A 19,569-nucleotide genomic window follows, 5' to 3' on the forward strand; every position below is an offset into this window, starting at 1 on the left:
CGCTGATCAGCCAGTATCTCGGAACACTTTATCCGGCTGTTGCAGCCGGCAAGGTTGAAGCCACGCCACATGCGCTGATGGTCGAAGCCGTCAGAAACGTTATCCGCGTCTATGGAAAAGCCGTCGGAACGCATTAAGCCGGTACCTCCGAGAAAAGGCGGCCGTTACGGCCGCCCTTGAAAACTCACGCGTCAAGCGAAGCCATGTCAATGACAAAGCGATAGCGGACGTCGCTCTTCAACACACGTTCATAGGCTTCATTGATGTCCTTCATCGCAATCATCTCGATTTCCGAAACAATATTGTGCTTGCCGCAGAAGTCGAGCATTTCCTGGGTCTCCTTGATCGAACCGATCATTGACCCCGCCAGTGTCTTGCGTCCGGGTACAAGCGAGAAGGCATGAACCGGAACCATATCTTCGGGCACACCGACAACCACCATGGTGCCGTTGATCTTGAGCAGGCCCAGATAAGCGTTCCAGTCAATCGCCACACCGACCGTGCAGATGATGAGATCAAATGTTCCGGCCAGCGACTTGAAGGTTTCCTGATCGCTGGTGGCGTAATATTCCTTGGCACCAAGCTTCAGCCCATCTTCCTTCTTGGAAAGCGACTGACTAAGCACGGTGACATCTGCACCCATCGCCGTGGCCAACTTGACGCCCATATGGCCAAGACCACCCATTCCGACGATCGCCACCTTCTTGCCAGGCCCCGCCTGCCAGTGTCGCAACGGTGAATAGAGCGTGATGCCGGCGCAAAGTAACGGCGCCGAGGCATTCAGTGGCAGATTGTCCGGCATTGACAGGACATAGCCCTCCTTGACCACGATCTGGTCAGAATAGCCACCCTGGGTCCGTGTCACACCATCACGATCAAAGGTGTTATAGGTCTGGACCAGACCCGGAAGATAATGTTCATTCTCAAGATCGCGCGTCGCGCAGCCAACACATGAATCGACAAAGCAGCCAACCCCAACCTTATCACCAATCTTGAACTTGCTGACATTGGCGCCAATTGCGGTTACCACACCAACAATCTCGTGGCCGGGCACGATCGGATAGACGGCGTTTCTCCACTCATTACGCACCGTATGAATATCAGAATGGCAAACGCCACAATACTGGATCGCAATGACAACATCATCCGCATTGGGCTCACGGCGTTCAAAGGTGAACGGAACCAGCGGCTGATCGGCATCGGTTGCAGCATAGCCTCTTGCAATAGCCATAATAAACTCCAATCATAAAATAGGGATGGGCATCGGAAAGGGACGCTGCACTATGCGGATTAAACCGGCAAGCAGGTAGATCGATCCTGCAAGCTTCTTGCACGATCCTGCAAAAATTGCTCTATGCCGCTCGCAGACTGCCCGCATCCACTATAGATTTGCATGGAACAAGCAATCAAGAGGGCGTCATGACATCTTCAGCACAAGCCTATCGCGAACTCGCTTTGCTGGCTGCACGGCACATCGAGGCAGACGGAGAAATCCGTACGCCGATCGATGGTCTCTCGCTCAGCCGGCGCTCAGAACCCAGCACGCCCTGTCATGGAAGCTACCGGCCTTGTCTTGCCATGGTCCTCCAGGGGGCAAAATCCTTGCAGCTGGGGACTGAAACCATTCATTACGCAACCGGCGAATATCTTGTCACCTCTCTCGACCTGCCGGTGACATGGCGGGTGTCTCAGGCCAGTGTCGAGGCACCGCATTTCTGCCTGTCGCTGGCAATTGACAGCGAGAAACTGGTTGATGTGCTTGGGCGCATGGATCTGCGCCGAAAACCCGACAGCTCGGCGGCCAAAACTGGCATCGCGGTCAATGCAGCGCCTGCTGAACTGCTTGATGCAACAATCCGCTTGCTGCGCCTTCTTGATACGCCTTCGGAAATTCCGGTGATGGCACCGCTCATCGAACAGGAGATCCTCTATCGCCTTCTTTCAGGTTCCGATGGAGAGCGCCTCATCAATATTGCAACCGTTGACAGCCACGCCAACCGCATCGCCCGCTCCATCGGTTGGTTAAGACAGAATTTCGCGATGCCGCTCCGCGTCGAACATCTTGCGGAATACGTGCATATGAGCGCCTCATCCTTTCACCACCATTTCAAAGCCATTACCGCCATGACCCCGTTGCAATATCAAAAGCAACTGCGTCTCACCGAAGCTCGACGCCTGATGCTTGTCGAACGGCTGGATGCGGGAACGGCCGGCCATCGCGTCGGCTATCAAAGCCCTTCGCAGTTTAGCCGCGAATATAGCCGCCTTTACGGAAACCCGCCGGTTCGCGACATCGAAGCCGCATAGCGTTCAAACGAAAGCTGAAAGCAAACTTAGCCCGGTCGAGGTGCCGGGATGACCAGCGCTGCGCAGGCACCCCCGCCCGGCCTGTTTGACAATTGCAAACGTCCCCCATGCGCGACAGCGATCGCCTGAACCACCGAGAGCCCCAATCCCGTGCCACCGGTGGCGCGTGAGCGCGAGGCCTCTCCGCGCAGAAACGGCTTGGGCTCGCGCGCGCAGATATCCGAAGGGAAGCCCGGGCCGCGATCCAGGACGCGCAGCCAGATCTCACCTGTTCCCAACGCCAGTTCAAAGCGCAAACTGCCGCCACACGCCGCATAGTGACAGGCATTCTCTATCAGCGCCAGAATGGCCTGCCGGATGCGTTGTGCGTCAACCGATACGGCATGCCCGGCAAGCGCAGTTTCCACCGTTATGCTTTGGGCGTCCAGCATCGGACGGGCCGATGTAACCACCGCATAAATCAGCCCTCCCAGATCAGTCATCTCTTTCTGCGTCACAAGCTGCTGACCGATCGCCAGTGACAGCGTCCTGAGATCCTCAACAATCCGTGACAGGCCTTCGGCCTGCAGAAGCAGGCTGGCGAGCGCCTTTTTCTCCATCGGAAAGACATCGTCGACCATGCCCTGCATGGTTCCCTGCAAGATTGTCAGCGGTGTCCGCAATTCATGCGCGACAGCCATCGTATTAAAGCGCAGCCGCTGTTCCATCGTCTCAAGACTGGTTGCAAGCGCGTTGAAACTTTCGATCAGGCTTTTCACCTCGCGCGTGCCACGATGCGAGCGCAGCATACGGACCGAAAAATCACCGCCCTCTAAAGCCTGTGCCGCCCGCGTCAATTGTTCGAGCGGCCGGGCAATCTTGCGGACGAGATAGATTCCAATCGCGCTGCAGATCATTGCCGACAGCAGTCCCGAGACCAGCACCGACATATAAAGATGCCAGTCCAGCGGCTCCGAAAAACCGTTAAGCTGATCAAACAAGGCCTCCAGGGCCTTTGTGTCAGGGACGATGCCAGCATTCATGTCGCGATAGGCTGATGCGGCATCGGCAGGCAATTGCTGCAAAAGCCCCGCCTCAAGATAGGCTGAATACCAACTGACACCCAGATAGGCCAAACCGACACTGAGCAGCAGCATCGCGGTGATGATCACTGCGGTCAGCGTTGCAAGCGAGAGCGTGGGTATCCTCATCTGGGTTCACAAAACCGGTAGCCCACACCGCGCACCGCGCAGAAAAAACCCAGCTGTCCGAGTTCCTCCACCTTGCGCCGGAGATTGGAAATATGGGTATCGACAGTGCGCGCCAATGCTTCACTCTCCGGCAGACAGGCATCCAAAAGATCCGCTCTTTCAAAGGCATGGGTCGGTCGGCGGATCATATAGGCGAGGATGCGGAACTCGCTTAAAGTCAATTGTAAAGCAACCCTGCCTTCCTGTTGATGGACAAAGGCCGTATAGGCTTTGAAATCCACTTCAAAATTGCCAAACCGCCGTGTCGTTTGATCCATTTCTCCCCGGCTCCGCCGCAGCACTGCCTTGACCCGCGCCACCACCTCCTGCGGATTGAACGGTTTGACAATATAGTCATCGGCGCCAAGCCTGAGCCCGCTCAAGCGATCGAGATCCTCAGCCAGAGCCGTTATCATGATCACCGGCGTGTTGTGGGTATGCCGCAACCGCCCCAGCACGGAAAAGCCATCCAGCTTTGGTAGGCGCGCGTCGAGCAAGACAATGTCGGGTGAAAGAAACGCGTGGTGCTGCAAGGCGGTTTCGCCATCGCCAGCGCGAACCGTGCGATAGCCTTCGCGTTCGAGATAGGCACTGAGAATATGCGCAATGTCCGGCTCGTCCTCAACGATCAGAACAAGACTGTTCTCCATTCTCACCTCCCCCTTGTCCCGTAACAAAAATAGAAAGCCCCAGTGCGCGTCGAACTTATGGCGCAGAAACTCTCCGCCGGCAATTTCTCAGCATCCGTTTTCCACTCCCGCACAGGCTGTGGTGGCCGGGTTCGACAGAGCGCGGATGCAATCTCCATCATCTCTTGACAATCAGCAATCACATCGGGGTCGTGTCAATTCTCAAGGCCGGTTTCATGCAAGACGCAGCTTCACACGTCCCTTCCCCTTCCAATCGGATCCACCATGATGGCCCATCAACAATCTGGGCAAGCCAGGTCCTCACGATCCTTCTGGTATCCAGTTTTATTTTTATCCTTTTTCCTGCCTTCGATCTGGCTGTCAGTCGCTTTTTTGCGCGTGGGCACGCATTTCCTCTGTCGGATAACAGCCTGTTGCTCGCAATAAGGGATGTAAACAGGCGGGCGACGATCTACCTGCTTTCAAGCATGATCGGCTTGACTTTTCTCTATGCGATCAACCCGCGCCGGTTGCGCCATTTGCCGCCCCACAAGAGCTTTTTTGTATTGCTGACCTTCCTGCTCGGACCATTCTTAACTGTCCAGGCCCTCAAACATTTAATCGGACGCGCGCGTCCGCGCAGCCTGATTGAATTTGGCGGATCGGCCGAGTTCACGCCCCTGTGGCAGGTTGCCGGCCATTGCAATCGCAACTGCTCGTTTCCATCCGGGGAAGCGGCGACCGCCGCCGCAAGCCTGGCAGTCATTGTGTTCTTTCCAAAAAAATGGCGGATTTCTGCCCTGACGATCATGGTGCCGGTCGCCTTGTTTACCGCCTTCAACCGGGTGATATTTGGAGCGCATTTTCTATCGGACGTGGTCATCGCCTGGGGCCTGATGCTCTGCCTGATGATCTGGCTCTGGCAACGCATTGCCACACATGCTGAGAGGATCGATGCGGCGATCGCACGGCTTGGCCGCAGGTTTCACGGCTGATCGTCCAGCGGCCAAGGTCTCGAAAAGCTCAGCCCGAAAACCCGGAAAGCGCTGGCAGGCTAAGGATCAACAGCCTTGCACCTGCGGCAGCGCGCTGCCGATTGAGCCTTCCTGCTCACACCACACAACACCTGTCGATCAAACAAGCGCTGGGCTCACGCATGACGCAGTCCTATGCTGTTTGATATAGGCCAGCACCGATATTCGAGAATTCAGCGTGTATAAAAGCTCCACGCCCCGACCCATCTTTGTCTCCGCAAAACCCTGCACGAGATCGACGCAGATATCCTCGTAATCGAGCATCACATAATCCAGCGGAAAGACCGCCTTGTAGACAGCTTCCTTTGCGCAGAACAAGAGCCTGTCCATCAGTGCCTCGTCAAAGCCTTGCGGGGTCCGATCATCGGCGTGCCTGACAAGCGCACGGATTTCCTCAGGCAATCGCAAAGCAGGCTCCACATCGACGCCCAGCGCCCGATAATCAGACGAGCAGCCAATCGCTGCGACAGCCACCTCATCATCATGGGCCAGAGATCCGACAATGCTATCGGGCCAGACCGGCGCCCCCGATGATGCGCGCCCGATCACCGCATCTGGCCAACCGCGTGACGCCAACAGCTGTCGCGCTACAAAGCGCGCAGCCCCACTCTGATCCCGGCGCGGCAACGACTTCGTTACCAGGCTGCGCTGTTCCTCTGCCAATAAAAATCGCGCATCCCCCGCCTCGACCCGTCGATAGCCGAGCGAAACGCCTTCCGGACAGAGCCGTTTGAAATCATCGATCATTGGTGATCATGTCCGGCAAGGTAAGATAGCAATCATCTCGCCATCCGCGTCAATGCCCTGCTCGACAAAACCGGCCTTCGCGTATAATTGCCGTGCGGCAAAATTTCCAGGCTCATAGCAGATGCTGACCTGTTTGATGGCAGTGATCGATCGAATTTCCGCCAGAAAGGTCTGCAACGCAGCAAAACCATAGCCACGACCCTGGTAGCGGCGGTCGATCATCAACCGGTAAAGCTGTGCAGTGGCCGGTTCACTGGTTGCATCATACATCAAGAACCCGACCAGATCGGCATCAATCAGAATGGCCGTGGGTCTTGCATCTGGATCCTCGTCTGCCTCCAAAAGCGAGTCCTGATTGCAGGCGACCAGATCCTGCTGCCCCTCGGCCAGTTCAAGAGCCGCGACGCGGGACCGGATCGCATCGGTCACCGCGACGAGTTCAACGTGGATCGGGGTTTGTGGCTTCGTCATGCTCAACCCTTCTGCGCCGCAGGCGCTGTTGTGCCCCTCGGATAGAGCCGGCCTGCATGGCTGACATCGGCGAGCACCACACCCTGCGGATCAACCGGGACCACAAACCGGTTCAGCTTGGCCGGATTGCCACGCCACACCGAATAAGGCTCAAGAACTTCGCCCTTCATGACAAAGGAATCCACATCGACGATCGAACCTTCCCCCATGACGACCCCATAATGAATGAACGCCGAGGGGCCCAAGGTACAGCCACTACCAATGGTGATATAATCCGATTTGAAAGCGCCTTCTTCGAGCGAATGCGGCTGAATGACCGATCCCTCGTTCAGCGTCGCATCATCACCGATGATCACCAGCGATCGTTCGGTGAGATTTGCACCGCCATCATAGACGCGCTTGCCCACTTTCACGCCCAGCATTCTTAGGATCATTGGTCGGAACGGCGTGCCGGGGAACAACCGCGTAATCGGCGAATCCGACAATTTCCAATGCCGCTCATGACGCCAGAACGCAGCGTCGTAGATGGTGGTCATGCGTGGCTTGAGCCCTTTGAAGCCCAACGACAACCGCTCGATCAGAATATAAAATGGAATGGCGATCGCCGAAGTCAGAAAGACTGCGACAAACAACGCCTTATGCGTCCAGGCATCATAATAGTTGAGCGCGCGGTCCCAAATGGCAATCGTCGCAAACAGCATCAGCCACTGCGCGGCGAGGAACATCACACCGGTGCGTAGATTGTGGAAATTCTTGCGCCGCAACCGCGCCAGACGATCCGTCTCGTCAATATTGGCGATCAGTTCCTTGTCACGATTGACAATGCGCGGGATTTCAAAGGATGGCGATCCCAGCAGCCCCACATTCTCGCGCAACGGCCCGTCAATCGGCACCATGACTTTGGTGCCCAAAAGGCAATTATCCCCGGTCTTGCCGTCGGGCGGATAAAAGATGTTGTTGCCGAAATAATTGCGTTCCCCAATCCGCGTGTGCTCCAGCCTGAAGGTGGCGGCGGACTTGTGCATATTGATCATGAACAGCCCGTCGGAAACCATGGTCTTCGAGCCGATCTCGCAGAGCAGCGGATTTTCCTGCTGCTGATTGGTCCCGAAATTCGATCCTGTCTGCACGACCTCATTGAGGTTCCAGCCAATCGCCCGTATATAGTGAACAATCGCCGAGCTGTCGCCAAACAACAGATTGAGCAGTCGCGAATTGCTGCTGAGTTCCACCAAGGATTGGAGCCAGTAATGGAAGCCGTATAATGTGTAGGTCCGGTTGGCTTTCAGGAAAAGCCGGACAATGCGCGGCACAGCCACCGCCGCAAGCAATGAAACGGCGATCGCGCCAAACAGCGTGACCGTGGTGCCGATCGCTACAATGCCGATCGTCTCCTGATAATCATCGCTCACATTCTGCCAGTAGCTATGAAAAAGCAACGGAAACGGGGTGACTAGTGTGAACAGGCCAATAAGCTGCAGCAGTTCAAAAATCACGCGGCGGGTCTTTGACAGCGTGATGCTGCGGACCTTGCAGTAATCAGCCGTTGTCCGCGCCGCAGGCGAGCCGTGCCAATGTTCGCCTTCGGGAATGAACTGGCCGCGCTGCAATGACGATGCATGTCCGAGCTGCGCACCATCGCCGATCCCGGTGTCAATATCGAGTGTTGAGCCAACACCGACAAAGGCGTCCCTGCCAATGATCACCGAGCCGGTATGGATATAGCCACTCTCTGCGCGATAGCCCAGAATATTGCTCTCACGACGCAGGATCGAGTTTTCGCCGATCGAAATCAGGTCGGTGCACACCGGAATCGCCCGACATTCAATAGCCGTGTTGCGACCAAGCTTGGCGCCCAGCAGACGCAGATAGAGGCTGTAAAGCGGATTGCCCCGAAACAGCACAACCGGCGCTGTCCGTATCAATGTCTGGACCACCCAGAAACGATAATAGCGCAGCCCCCAGATCGGAAAGCGCTCTTGTTTCCAGCGACCAATCAGTAGCCATTTGGCAAGTATCGCAAAGCCGGTCATCCCGAAAAAGCTGGCGCCGGCCAGAACAACGCAGCGCAAATAAAGCTGCACGGGTTCATCAAGCTTCAGATAGACCCAGTCCAACCCCTTGTCGAAGAACATCAGACCGACATAGCTGTAGAGCGCGTAGAAAGCGAGCTGCGCGGCGCCACACGCCCAATAAGCCAGATTGGAGGCCTTATGGGTCAGGCTCTGTTCGGTCACAGACGCGACCGTCTGCTCAGGCACCAGCAGATGCCGTGCAAGGCCGCTGATGGTCGGATGCAGATAAATATCGCGCATCGAGGCCATTTCCCAGCCCTGGGCGGTGCGCAGACGCGCGCAGAAACGCGCCATCAACAGCGAGTTGGCACCCAGATCGTCAAAGAAATGATCATCCACCGAGACCACATCGAGATTGAGGATCTCAGCCAGCGCCTCCACCATGAAGCGTTCGTCATCGTTTTCAGGCGCAACCAGTTCGCGCTCGGCCGACAGCCGCACATTGGTGGGCTTGGGCAATTGCCGCAGATCGGCCTTGTTGGAGACCGTCATCGGGATCGCATCGAGCTCTTCCAGATAGGCCGGAACCATATAGGACGGCAGTCGCCGTTTCAGCTCGCGCGCTATATCGGCGCGCTGAATCGGCGGCATGCCGGATTTCGGTGCATAATAGGCAACCAGCTCCACACGACCTGGTTCCACTTCCCAGGTGGTGACGGCGGCCTGGGCAACGGCCGGTTCATCCAACAGCACCGCTTCAATCTCACCAAGTTCAATCCGGTAACCGCGGATCTTGACCTGGGTATCGATGCGGCCGCGATACTCGATCTCGCCCTGTGCATTGATACGGCCCAGATCACCGGTGCGGTAAATCCGCCGGGACGGATTGTTCGGCAGACCCAAGAAATCGGGGATGAATTTTTGGTCGGTCAGGTCCTGCCGGTTGAGATAGCCAACCGCAAGGCCAATACCGGCAATGCCGATCTCACCCAGTTCGTCAGCTTCACTGAGCTTGGGTTCATTGGGATCAATGATGACGATGGAATAGGTCGGCAAAGGCGCACCAATCGTCACTGGCTTTTCGGGCGTCAACACACCCATGGTTGCCGTGACCGTCGCCTCGGTCGGGCCATAGGTATTAAGCAACAGACGCCCGGGTTTGGTCCAGCGCGCAACCAGATTGAGCGGACAAGCCTCACCGCCCACCATCAAAAGGCGGAGCTTCGGCACATCACTCTCAATGGAGGAGAGCAAGGTCGGGCTGCAGGCCATGCAATTGATCGCATTGTCGCGTAGAAAATCCGCCAATTCCTCGCCAACAAGTGTCAGCGGTCCCGGCGCGGGTATGACGGTCGCACCTGCCACAAACGGCACCCAATATTCCTCGGCGGAAAAATCAAAGGCGATCGTCATGCCGTGATAAACCCGGTCACTTGCCTGATAGCCATAAGCGGTCGCAGCGACGCGGAGAAAATTGCAGAAGCTCTGATGCCGGATGGCAACGCCCTTCGGCCGGCCGGTCGTCCCCGATGTGTAGAGAATATAGCAGATCTCGTCGGGATTGGCGCCTCTCGCCGCAGTCTCGAACCGGGCTTTGGATTGTTCGGCAATGGCCGCAGCACAATCGTCAATCAAAACATGCGGCACCGGCATTTTCTCAACCCGCTCAGCATAGGCTCGCAGGGAAATCACCAGCTTGACATTGGCGTCCTCGATGATCAGCGCCATCCGGTCTTCCGGAAACGCTGTTGCCAGCGGGACATAGGCAGCCCCTGCCTTCATCACCGCAAGCAGCGTGATATAGGTCTCCGCAGAGCGGTCGAGCAACAGACCAATCCGGTCACCCGGCGCAACGCCACGATCCTTGAGCAGGCGCGCGAACTGATTGGCGCGTTCGTCGAGATCCTGATAGGTCAGACTTTCACCATCCGAAATGACCGCGATGGAGGAACGGTACTGATCCGCCAGTTGCTCGAAGAACATATCAAGCCGTTCGCCGGCTTGGCCCGATTGCGGAAAATCCGCGCCACATAGGACCTGCTGCCCGTCCTCACCAAAGCGTCGGCTCTGTGATCGCAAGCCGCTATGCGGCGCTGAAGACACATCCGCAACCGGCTCAACCATCTGTTCAAACTCATTTACATTCTCGGTCGCTGAAACCTTATTCGTTTCAGCACCCTGACTACCGTGGCTCATTCTTTACACTCACTGACCAAAGGTCGCGCTTCGCCGGGCATTTGTTCGCGTTAGGTGAGAAACCTGACTATCAAGCAGGGATTATCTATCGTCGGACTGTGCACAGCGGCTCATCTGACCGCTTTGGGAAGGCAACTAGCAAATTATACAAAATAAGAAAGTGACATTGTGTTGACTAAAAAAATGCTTTCGTAAGTGTTGCAGATTAGTACGCAGCTTTAAAGTCCTCTATCCTCTATCCTCTATCCTCAGAAATCAGTCCATTGCCGCCAAGGGCAAGCTTTCCCTCGCCGCCCGTTTCCTTCCCCCTTATCGCTGATAGCCAATTGGCAATGAGGACAGGCCGCTCGCTGGTAAACCACAGCAAATTCGTCCTCAAGACTTGTTCCCCGCCGCATTCGTCTCTAAAGTCAACGCCTCCAGGACGAGCCATTCACCCCATGCAGCAATTTCTGACAAGAATTTTTGTGAAACCGGGCTGGGGCGCACCCGTTTCCATTCTGTTTCATCTGGCGCTGGCTGTCCTTGTGTTTTACCGCTTGCCTGCCATCCGCCTGCCAGAACCCGATCCGAACGTTAATGTCGAGCTGGTTGATCCGCCCATCCATGAGCCAGACAAGCCCAAGCCGGAGGAGGCGCCGAAGTCTCAACCGCAGGCGTTTGAAAGCGCCAGCCAAGACGTGAGAAAGATGGAACCCACGCAATCGCCGCCCACGCCAACAGATGCGAGCGATAATGAAGTCGACCAAAAAAAATCCGACAATGACCACCGGCGCGATCCGCCTTCAAGGCCAACGAACGACACAGACCAGGTCAACCTTCCACGCCAGGAGCCTGTTCTGAGCGCCCGATCGCAATCCGAGACAACGAACGCACCTGCTGATCCGCAACGCGCCAACAGCGAAGCGGTCATCCCAACGCCTCTGCAAAAGCCTGCAAAGCTGAAGCCCGCCCAACAGATTTATGCGAAAGATACGCTCGCTGATCCGCGTATTAAACAGGCTCTTGGAAAATTGCCCAAGCGAGACCGGATGCTGCAAATCTGTGGCATCGAAGCGATGGAGCAGGTGCGTCACCAAAGGCGCAACACCTTCCCGGACATGCTGGCCCCCAGCGGCGGCACGGTTTCCGGAAACAGTTTTTCAGTCCGCAATGGGGCGTTTCGCCGCCGCGCGCGCTGGTATGCGATCGATTTTGATTGCCAGCTTGACGATAAAGCAATGCAGATAACGCAATTTAGCTACGCGATCGGGGCGGAAATTCCGCCTGCACAATGGCGTGCGCGCGAACTGCCACTGCAATGAAAACACCGATCTGAGCCGGACAGGCTGCGGACGATTATAAGAAAGCGGATTGGTAAAGGGGACAAGTATGCTGTTTGCTTATCATCATCGTCCCTGCTTCGATTTGGTCCGATCGCCTTGATCTACACGACGATCGTGCGGTTTCTCCTGGCCAAACGGTGTCCTATCGCCAGTTTTGAGGGTGAAACGGCTTTTGCTTCGAGGAGCCGTCAGTACGAAGCTTGGACGAGAGACGAAATCAGCATAGCTATTCCTTGGTCAAGACATCCGGCGGAATCCGCCTTCGTGTCGCGAATTTTGACTGCACAATACCCAAGCTCAACCGACTAAGTCAAAGAATGGCGAGAGCCCCTCTCTCGCCATTCGCTCAAGCTCAAACCCGTCCGGCTACAGCTGGGTTTTGCGAGGTCGCGAGGGCGGGTTCTGCTAACCCTCAGTTTAGCGTGTGATTGATAACCCCATCGATCCCATCGGCCGCGCGCAGCAAAAACTGCGCGACTTTGCGCGCATTATCGGAATCCAACTCCATATGAACCCGCCCTGTCTCCATGTCGTCCGGAAAATCAAACTCCAGAAGGATTTTTCCCTTGTGTTCAAGGATCGCTTTCAAACATTCAACGCCAGTCAGTTCTTCAATTTTCAATGAAAAATTCCTTTCAAAAAACCGCAAAAGAAATGATTCTTCTTACAGAGTAAATCATCACAAAGGTTCCACCGGCTCTGTTGCGCCAGCTTTGCAGCCAATGGATGCAACGCCAGTGCGCCCTGGCGCCGTCGCAGCCACGAAGTGCAGTGGATACAAACCAGGCATCCGCGAGCGATGCACCGCCGCCCCGTTGAACCCGTCGCAACCGCGTCTTGATCATCGATCCGAACGATCTTGCTCTTTGACTGGCCTAGTTGTCGGGCCCCGATCCCGATTGTTAGCCACTTCCGCCTTTCAACCCCACGCGCGCAGAGCGGCTGCAAACCTCAAACGAATGGCGTCTTTGCAATCGCTGAAGCCACGACAACAAAAAACGCCATCCCATCACCCACCGATTTGATAGGCACTGCCATCAGCCCCTTTCCAGCCGAGCCTACGCTGCGTGCATTGTTGTATAGCTGGCGAGTTTTCGATTTTTTGACTGCATGACGCCGCTCCCAAAGGTGATCCGGGCTGTGCAATGCTACAAGCAGAGATAGACATGGAAAGAAGAGACATCATTGCGACACTTGAAATCTTATTCATATTACTTGCTTCTGTTATTTCAGAGTTTATTTTAATTAGCGAGTCTAACGTTCTACAATATTATTTCATATTTATTGTCTTAAACTTTACTTATTGACGAACTATACTAAATATGTGAGCGTATACTCACATTGTCTACTCGCTTTTGGAATCCGCCTCGATGACCCTGCAAATCCTGACAAATCCCCGAAAATCTGCCTCTCAGCAACGTTCGCGCGTCACTGTCGAAGCCATTCTTGACGCCACTGCTCGCATTTTGACCAAGGAAGGTTATGCGCGCGCCAGTACAAATCGCATTGCCGCAGTGGCGGGTGTCAGCATTGGATCGCTCTATCAGTATTTTCCCAACAAACAGGCACTGATCGCAGCGCTGGTTGCACGGCACAATCGTGAAATCCTCGATCTGCTGGAACAAGCGATGCAGCACTGCGTCCATGACAAACTCGTCGACGCCATGCGTGACCTTGTCCGCGCCATGCTCGCCGCGCATCGGATTAATCCCGCGCTGCACCGCATCTTCAAAGAGGAGGTTCCCCGCATCGGCAAACTTGTTGAAGTCGAAGCAATCCGTAAAGACACGCTCGACGTTGTGAAGCGTTTCATGCAGCAATGTCAGGACGAAATCCTGGTATCGGATCTCGAGGCAGCAGCCTTCATCTGCGTGACAACCGTCGAGGCTCTGACCCACGCACTGGTCATTAATGATTGCGGACATTCGTTGACAGAGGAGGAGGATGCCGTTGAACATGTGACGCGACTGCTGGCAGGCTATCTCAGCATTGCGCCAGAACCGCTCCGCCCTATTCTCAAGTCAGCCGGTTTATTGCCGGGTTGAGCGACGTTTGTCCTGCAGCCAACGCCAAGTTCGGCCTTCCGCTTCACGAGGGGAAATGATGACGGCGCAACCTTGCCGCCGCTGACGAATGCGTGGTCTCAGCAAATTGGCAATGAATTTTGCGGGATCACAGCATGACCTGCCCGGAAAGCGCACAGTCAGCGAAAGGATTCACTCGCGGCGCGCATCAGTAGGTCGATCAAAATAGCCTTGTCGATCATCAACGGCACGCCATGTCAATTTTCTTCAACCGTCGGCAAGGGTGCATCTCGGCTCATTGCGTGATCCAGCACACGCTGCAGATTGGCGGCATGCCGGAAATTCGGCTCCAATCCCACACCATCCGCGACGGCGCGGGCAAAGCGCTGATAATTTGTCTCCACCGGTTCCGCCTCTATTGCGCGCCAGGATGGAATTTCAATATCAGTGCCGATCGAGCCGCGCAGGCTTGAGCCAATTGGGGTGTGAATGACTTCCAGTGCCCCCTTGTCCCCATGGATGCGCAGACGCAATTCATTGAGATGGCCGGTCGCCCAGCGGCTGGCATGAATGACACCGAGCGCGCCATTGCCATATTCCGCCATCATGACGAAGCTGTCATTGGCATCGAGCACATATTCACCGATATGGTCATTCTCCGCCTTGTCAAAGGTCTTCAGCCGCGCGGAGGCGCGTTCAACGTCACTACCGATGGCATAGGACGCGAAATCCAGGATATGGATGCCGACATCACCCAGCACGCCATTGGAGCCATGCCGGGTGGAAAGACGCCAGAGCCATTTGCTTTCCGACTTCCAGTCTCCCCACGTCTTGGAGACCAGCCAGCTTTGCAAATAAGAGGCTTCGAAATGGCGAACCTGGCCGATCTCGCCCGCCATCACGAGTTGTCGCGCCTTCTGCAACGGCGCCACGTTGCGATAGGTCAGGTTAACCATATTCACGATGGATGCCTGTTCGGCCGCATCCGCCATTTCCGCAGCCTTTTGATAGCTTTCCGCCAGCGGCTTTTCGCAGAAAATATGCTTTCCCGCGCCGGTTAGCGCCATAGATGTCGGGTGATGGATGGCATCGGGCGTGACATTGGCGACCGCGTCAAATCGATCCCAGTCAAGCGCATCTTCAAGCCGGGTGAAACGATTATGAATACCGTGATTTTCCGAGAAAGCATCGACGCGCTCCGCCGACACATCGCAGGCCGCAACAACTTCAACCCCATCGATCGCCGCAAAGGCCTCGACATGGTTTTTTGCCATCCCGCCTGTTCCAAGAATGAGAAGACGCATGCTTCACCTCAACGATAGCCGGCTTCGCCCGGCTTATGCAGCTTGGGCCCGCGCTCGACGATTGGTTCCAGAGCCTGTTCGATCGCGACATTTGGAGCAGTATGAATGGCCGTGAAAGCGGGCTGCGGGTTGAAGGCCCATTTGACGGCGTTGCGCAGCACCAGTCGGACATTGCCATCATGATAAGTCGGGTAGGTTTCATGCCCGGGTCGGAAATAAAACACATTGCCCGCCCCCCGACGCCAGGTCATGCCGGAGCGGAACACTTCGCCGCCTGCGAACCAGGAAATGAACACCGTCTCCAGCGGCTCGGGAACCGAAAACTGCTCGCCATACATTTCCTCGTTTTCCAGCACGAAATTGTCGTCAAGCCCCTGAGCGATCGGATGACCTTTATTAACCACCCACACTCGCTCGCGCTCACCGGCTTCCCGCCATTTCAGCGCGCAGGGCGTCCCCATCAGACGCTTGAAGATCTTCGAAAAATGTCCGGAATGCAGCACGATCAGCCCCATACCTTCAAAAACCCGGCGGGCGACGCGTTCCACCACATCATCCCTGACACCGCCATGGTCCTGATGGCCCCACCAGACCAGAACGTCCGTTTCAGCAAGCCGCTCTTCGCTTAAGCCATGGTCCGCCTCCTGCAATGTGGCAGTCGAGGCCGCAATGGCGCTGTCTTCATTCAACGCCGCAGCGATCGTGTGATGCATCCCGTCAGGATAAAGTTGACGCACGGTTTCATTGACCTGCTCGTGTATATTCTCGCCCCAGACGATCGTCCTTATCGACACGTGATTTCTCCTTTGATCGCGACGCCATCGTCGCCGTTTCGTTTGAGTTCGGGAGAAGACTTCAGACAGGAAAACCCAATCCTGCTGCGGATTGTTCCTGAATTTCTTCATCTTTGTGTTCCCACGCCTTGGCAAGCGCGCGCCCATCCTGATCAAACCGATGCATCTGCGCGGCCATCGGTTTGATCGACACCGGCGCTCCGGGCCTTCGCTGCGAAACGCCGCTTTCACGGACCACAACCGGCTCATCAAGCCCAAGATCCACATAGACGTAGCTGTCGGAACCCAGAATTTCCGAGTGGATCACCCGACCACGCCAACAGCCGTCACTGTCGACAAACACCAGATGTTCCGGACGGATACCAACCGTCGAGGCCCCGAACCGCGTAGCATGCATGGCCGATAGTAGATTCATCCTTGGCGAACCAATGAAGGAGGCGACAAAGGTCGAATTGGGATATTGATACAGTTCAAGCGGCGTTCCGATCTGTTCAACCCGCCCGTCACGCAGGACACAGATCCGGTCGGCCAGCGTCATCGCCTCGACCTGGTCATGGGTAACATAGATCATCGTGGTATCCGCCATGCCCTCGTGCAGCTTTGCGATTTCCAGCCGCGTCGCAACCCGCAACGCTGCATCCAGATTGGAGAGCGGCTCATCAAACAGAAACAGTTTGGGGTCTCGGACAATCGTACGACCGATCGCAACGCGCTGCCTTTGGCCACCGGAAAGCTGGCGCGGCAATCGGCTAAGATAGGGCGACAGCTGCAACATCTCGGCAGCCTGCTCAATACGCTGCTTGCACGCCGGTTTACTGCTGCCGGCAAGCTGCATTCCAAACGCCATGTTCTGATAGACAGTCATATGGGGATACAGCGCATAGGACTGAAACACCATCGCCACACCCCGTTTGGACGGACTGAGACCATTGACCTCGACGCCATCGATCAGAAGGCTGCCAGCGGTGATATCTTCAAGCCCGGCGATCAATCGCAACAGGGTCGGCTTCCCACAACCCGACGGACCGACGAACACCATGAATTCGCCAGCGCGGATATCCATGTTCACGCCTTTGATCACCTCAAAATTCCCAAATGATTTGCGCAGATTACGCAGTTGTAAATCAGCCATTTTAAATTCCTATCCTTTCACGCCACCGGCCGTCAGACCCGATACGATCCGCCGCTGAAAGATGAGAACAAGTATGACAAGCGGCACAGTCACAATCACCGATGCCGCCATGATATTGCCCCAGGGGATTTCGAACTGCGAACTGCCCGACAACAAGGCAATCGCGACCGGAACCGTGCGCTGCTCGGCAGAGGCCGTGAAGGTCAACGCGAACAGGAATTCATTCCAGGCGGAGATGAACGCAAGCAGCCCTGTTGTCACAAGCGCTGGCCACATCAGCGGCATGAACACTCTTGTAATGATGACAAACGGTGTCGCGCCGTCAACAATCGCTGCCTCCTCGATTTCCACCGGCAAATCGCGCATGAAAGTCGTTAAGACCCAGACGGTGAAGGGAAGCGTAAAGATCATATAGGAGAAAATGAGCGCCAGTGGCGTGTTGAAGATACCCAGAAAGCGGATCAACTCGAACAAGCCGGCCAGAACCGCAATCTGCGGAAACATCGAGACCGACAGAATGGTGAGCAATAACAGTCCACGCCCGCGAAAACGCACCCGCGCCAGCGCATAGGCGGCTGAAACCGCCAGCAGCAGCGACAAGACCACCAACACTGTCGCCACCAGCAGCGAGTTTGCCAGACTGCGCAGGAAGCCACCCTTTGCCAGCACCGCTGCATAATTATGAAGCGAAAAATGTCCAGGCCAGAAATCAACCACGAAAAGCGCGGTGCCGGATTTGAAACTGGTCAGGATTGCGTAATAAAATGGAAACACAGCGATCACGATGATGACCGCCACAACCAGATAAAACCCCAGGAACTTCACCGCTCGCATCCTCATTCCCCCCGACTGGCAATACTTACACGCCCGAAAAACATGTAGATGAGGGTGATGGCCGCGATGATCACAAACAACATCGTCGATGCCGTCGCGCCATAGGCGAATTTGTCAAAGTCGAAAAGATTTTCGCGCGCAAACACCGACATTGTCTTGGTCTGTGCATTGTTGGTGGTCAGAACATAGATTAAATCGAAAATCCGCAGGGCATCGAGCATCCGGAAGATCACAGCAACCATCAAGGCCGGCCGGATCAGCGGCAGTGTCACGCGCCAGAAGACCTTGATTGGATGCACGCCATCGACCCGTGCTGCCTCATAAATATCGGATGGAACCATCTGCAGACCGGCAAGGATCAACAGCGCCATGAACGGTGTTGTCTTCCAGACATCCACGATGAGAATGGCAATAATTGCAGTGTCCGGATTGGCGGTCCAGGCGATTTTCTGACTGATCAGACCCAGGCCGAGCAGAATATGGTTCAGGATGCCGAACTGATCATTGAGCATCCATGCCCACATTTTTCCCGAGACGATGGTCGGTATCGCCCAGGGGATCAGAATAGCTGCCCTTACAAGCCCGCGTCCCGGAAAACGCGCATTGAGAACCAGCGCCACGATCAAGCCGAAAATGGTTTCGAGACTAACCGAAATAAAGGTAAAACTGATGGTGTTCCACACCGCACCCCACCACGCCGGATCCGCCAGAAGTCCGCGATAGACCGTGCGCCCGCTCTTCAGCGTTACCCAGGACAGGTAATTCTTGAAGCCGACAAATTCCGCGCCCGCGAGATTGGTCAGCGATGCATTCGTGAAGCTGAAGCAAATGGTTCTCATGAGCGGCCAGCCCGCCACCAACGCAAGCACAAGCAAGGTCGGCGCCAGGAACAGCCAGGCCGCGCGGATGCGCGCCCGCTTCAAATCAGAATGCCGCGGGCCGATTGCGCGTGCGGGTGAAACATCAATCGAAGTCTCTGCCATTCTCGTCCTCCGGCTCTGCTTGCTCCTCGATTAAAGCGTTCGGATCGCTTGGGGAACCCGAACGCCGCTTGATGCGTCGCTACCAGCCGGATCCTTCGAGTTCCGTCAGTTCGACCTCAAGCATTTCGAGATTCTCCGCAGCCGTTCCCTGTCCAGAAAGCGTTCTGTGGACCCCATTCCAGAATTTCGACGACACTTCATTATACTTGACCTTCGTCGCCGCCGACGGCCGTGGCACCGCATTGTGCCAGGATGATCCAGCCATTGTCCTCACGAACCGCCACAAAATCTCCGGTCCCTTTGCCTCGATCGCGCCAGCCAGTGCATTTAACCTCGATTGCCTTCGTTCCCGGATTGGAACTGACAGAACGGATTCCCGGCAGGGCGCGGAACCCCCGATTGCAAGCGCACAACTGCAATATTCCCCGCACTTAGCAACAGCAGTGCCGTATCAAGTCCCATATCAGCTTTCCCCTATCCTCTTTGAATCTGCACATCGATTTCCTTTCGATCATGCTCCCTGCGCGCGCCCGTCGAACGGGCCG

At 55.8% G+C, this 19,569-nt stretch carries 16 protein-coding genes and 1 pseudogene; 4 read left to right on the forward strand and 13 right to left on the reverse strand.

All coding sequences use genetic code 11. The features are described from left to right. Nucleotides 1–184 precede the first annotated feature (184 nt). Nucleotides 185–1,231: an NAD(P)-dependent alcohol dehydrogenase gene (locus RT142_RS10555; RefSeq protein ID WP_064323144.1), complete on the reverse strand. Its 1,047-nt coding sequence runs from the start codon at nucleotides 1,229–1,231 to the stop codon at nucleotides 185–187. Between the two features lie 188 nt (nucleotides 1,232–1,419). Between RT142_RS10555 and RT142_RS10560 the strand changes: the two genes are divergently transcribed. Then, entirely contained in the window at nucleotides 1,420–2,307 is an 888-nt protein-coding gene (locus RT142_RS10560) for an AraC family transcriptional regulator (protein ID WP_313028538.1), read from the forward strand. Nucleotides 2,308–2,333: 26 nt separating this feature from the next. Here the strand turns inward: RT142_RS10560 and RT142_RS10565 are convergent, their stop codons facing one another. Continuing rightward, on the reverse strand, nucleotides 2,334–3,497 hold the full coding sequence (locus RT142_RS10565) for a HAMP domain-containing sensor histidine kinase (protein ID WP_313028541.1): 1,164 nt from the start codon (nucleotides 3,495–3,497) through the stop codon (nucleotides 2,334–2,336). Continuing rightward, nucleotides 3,494–4,186 carry a response regulator gene (locus tag RT142_RS10570; protein WP_313028542.1) on the reverse strand — a complete coding sequence of 231 codons (693 nt, stop codon included), beginning with the start codon at nucleotides 4,184–4,186 and terminating at the stop codon, nucleotides 3,494–3,496. The genes RT142_RS10565 and RT142_RS10570 overlap by 4 nt, the downstream gene beginning before the upstream one ends. Nucleotides 4,187–4,401: 215 nt before the next feature. On the opposite strand from RT142_RS10570, the gene RT142_RS10575 reads away from it, so the two are divergent. Then, nucleotides 4,402–5,160, forward strand: coding sequence for a phosphatase PAP2 family protein (locus RT142_RS10575; protein WP_313028544.1), 759 nt, complete (start codon nucleotides 4,402–4,404; stop codon nucleotides 5,158–5,160). 138 nt (nucleotides 5,161–5,298) lie between these two features. On the opposite strand, the gene RT142_RS10580 is transcribed toward RT142_RS10575, so the two are convergent. From RT142_RS10580 to RT142_RS10590, 3 genes are read right to left on the reverse strand one after another with little or no spacing between them, the layout of a single operon-like run. Continuing rightward, nucleotides 5,299–5,946 (reverse strand): 4'-phosphopantetheinyl transferase, encoded by a 648-nt coding sequence (locus RT142_RS10580; RefSeq protein WP_113486095.1) that lies wholly within the window; start codon nucleotides 5,944–5,946, stop codon nucleotides 5,299–5,301. Nucleotides 5,947–5,952: 6 nt separating this feature from the next. After that, nucleotides 5,953–6,417 carry a GNAT family N-acetyltransferase gene (locus RT142_RS10585; protein ID WP_064323141.1) on the reverse strand — a complete coding sequence of 155 codons (465 nt, stop codon included), beginning with the start codon at nucleotides 6,415–6,417 and terminating at the stop codon, nucleotides 5,953–5,955. Between the two features lie 2 nt (nucleotides 6,418–6,419). Continuing rightward, nucleotides 6,420–10,628 (reverse strand): Pls/PosA family non-ribosomal peptide synthetase, encoded by a 4,209-nt coding sequence (locus RT142_RS10590; RefSeq protein WP_313028546.1) that lies wholly within the window; start codon nucleotides 10,626–10,628, stop codon nucleotides 6,420–6,422. 440 nt (nucleotides 10,629–11,068) lie between these two features. Between RT142_RS10590 and RT142_RS10595 the strand changes: the two genes are divergently transcribed. Further along, nucleotides 11,069–11,932, forward strand: coding sequence for a DUF930 domain-containing protein (locus RT142_RS10595; RefSeq protein WP_313028547.1), 864 nt, complete (start codon nucleotides 11,069–11,071; stop codon nucleotides 11,930–11,932). Between the two features lie 433 nt (nucleotides 11,933–12,365). Here the strand turns inward: RT142_RS10595 and RT142_RS10600 are convergent, their stop codons facing one another. Continuing rightward, the gene (locus tag RT142_RS10600; protein WP_313028549.1) at nucleotides 12,366–12,575 is read right to left on the reverse strand and encodes a hypothetical protein; all 210 of its coding nucleotides are present in this window, start codon (nucleotides 12,573–12,575) and stop codon (nucleotides 12,366–12,368) included. 748 nt (nucleotides 12,576–13,323) lie between these two features. Here RT142_RS10600 and RT142_RS10605 point away from each other — a divergent pair. Beyond that, nucleotides 13,324–13,998: a TetR/AcrR family transcriptional regulator gene (locus tag RT142_RS10605; RefSeq protein ID WP_313028550.1), complete on the forward strand. Its 675-nt coding sequence runs from the start codon at nucleotides 13,324–13,326 to the stop codon at nucleotides 13,996–13,998. Between the two features lie 236 nt (nucleotides 13,999–14,234). On the opposite strand, the gene RT142_RS10610 is transcribed toward RT142_RS10605, so the two are convergent. The 6 genes and pseudogenes from RT142_RS10610 to RT142_RS10635 form a co-directional block, all read right to left on the reverse strand. After that, nucleotides 14,235–15,281, reverse strand: a complete 1,047-nt coding sequence (locus RT142_RS10610) for a Gfo/Idh/MocA family oxidoreductase (RefSeq protein WP_313028551.1) — start codon at nucleotides 15,279–15,281, stop codon at nucleotides 14,235–14,237. Nucleotides 15,282–15,289: 8 nt separating this feature from the next. Further along, nucleotides 15,290–16,075, reverse strand: a complete 786-nt coding sequence (locus tag RT142_RS10615) for a ThuA domain-containing protein (protein ID WP_007881162.1) — start codon at nucleotides 16,073–16,075, stop codon at nucleotides 15,290–15,292. Nucleotides 16,076–16,136: 61 nt separating this feature from the next. After that, nucleotides 16,137–17,207, reverse strand: coding sequence for an ABC transporter ATP-binding protein (locus RT142_RS10620; protein ID WP_313028552.1), 1,071 nt, complete (start codon nucleotides 17,205–17,207; stop codon nucleotides 16,137–16,139). 9 nt (nucleotides 17,208–17,216) lie between these two features. Next, entirely contained in the window at nucleotides 17,217–18,041 is an 825-nt protein-coding gene (locus RT142_RS10625) for a carbohydrate ABC transporter permease (RefSeq protein ID WP_313028553.1), read from the reverse strand. Nucleotides 18,042–18,043: 2 nt separating this feature from the next. Then, nucleotides 18,044–19,024, reverse strand: a complete 981-nt coding sequence (locus RT142_RS10630; protein ID WP_313028555.1) for a sugar ABC transporter permease — start codon at nucleotides 19,022–19,024, stop codon at nucleotides 18,044–18,046. 79 nt (nucleotides 19,025–19,103) lie between these two features. Further along, nucleotides 19,104–19,274, reverse strand: a pseudogene (locus tag RT142_RS10635) (ABC transporter substrate-binding protein); the annotation flags it as partial. Between the last annotated feature and the right edge of the window lie 295 nt (nucleotides 19,275–19,569).

It is taken from the genome of Brucella sp., assembly GCF_032066345.1.
In the GTDB taxonomy this organism is placed as follows: domain Bacteria; phylum Pseudomonadota; class Alphaproteobacteria; order Rhizobiales; family Rhizobiaceae; genus Brucella; species Brucella pseudogrignonensis.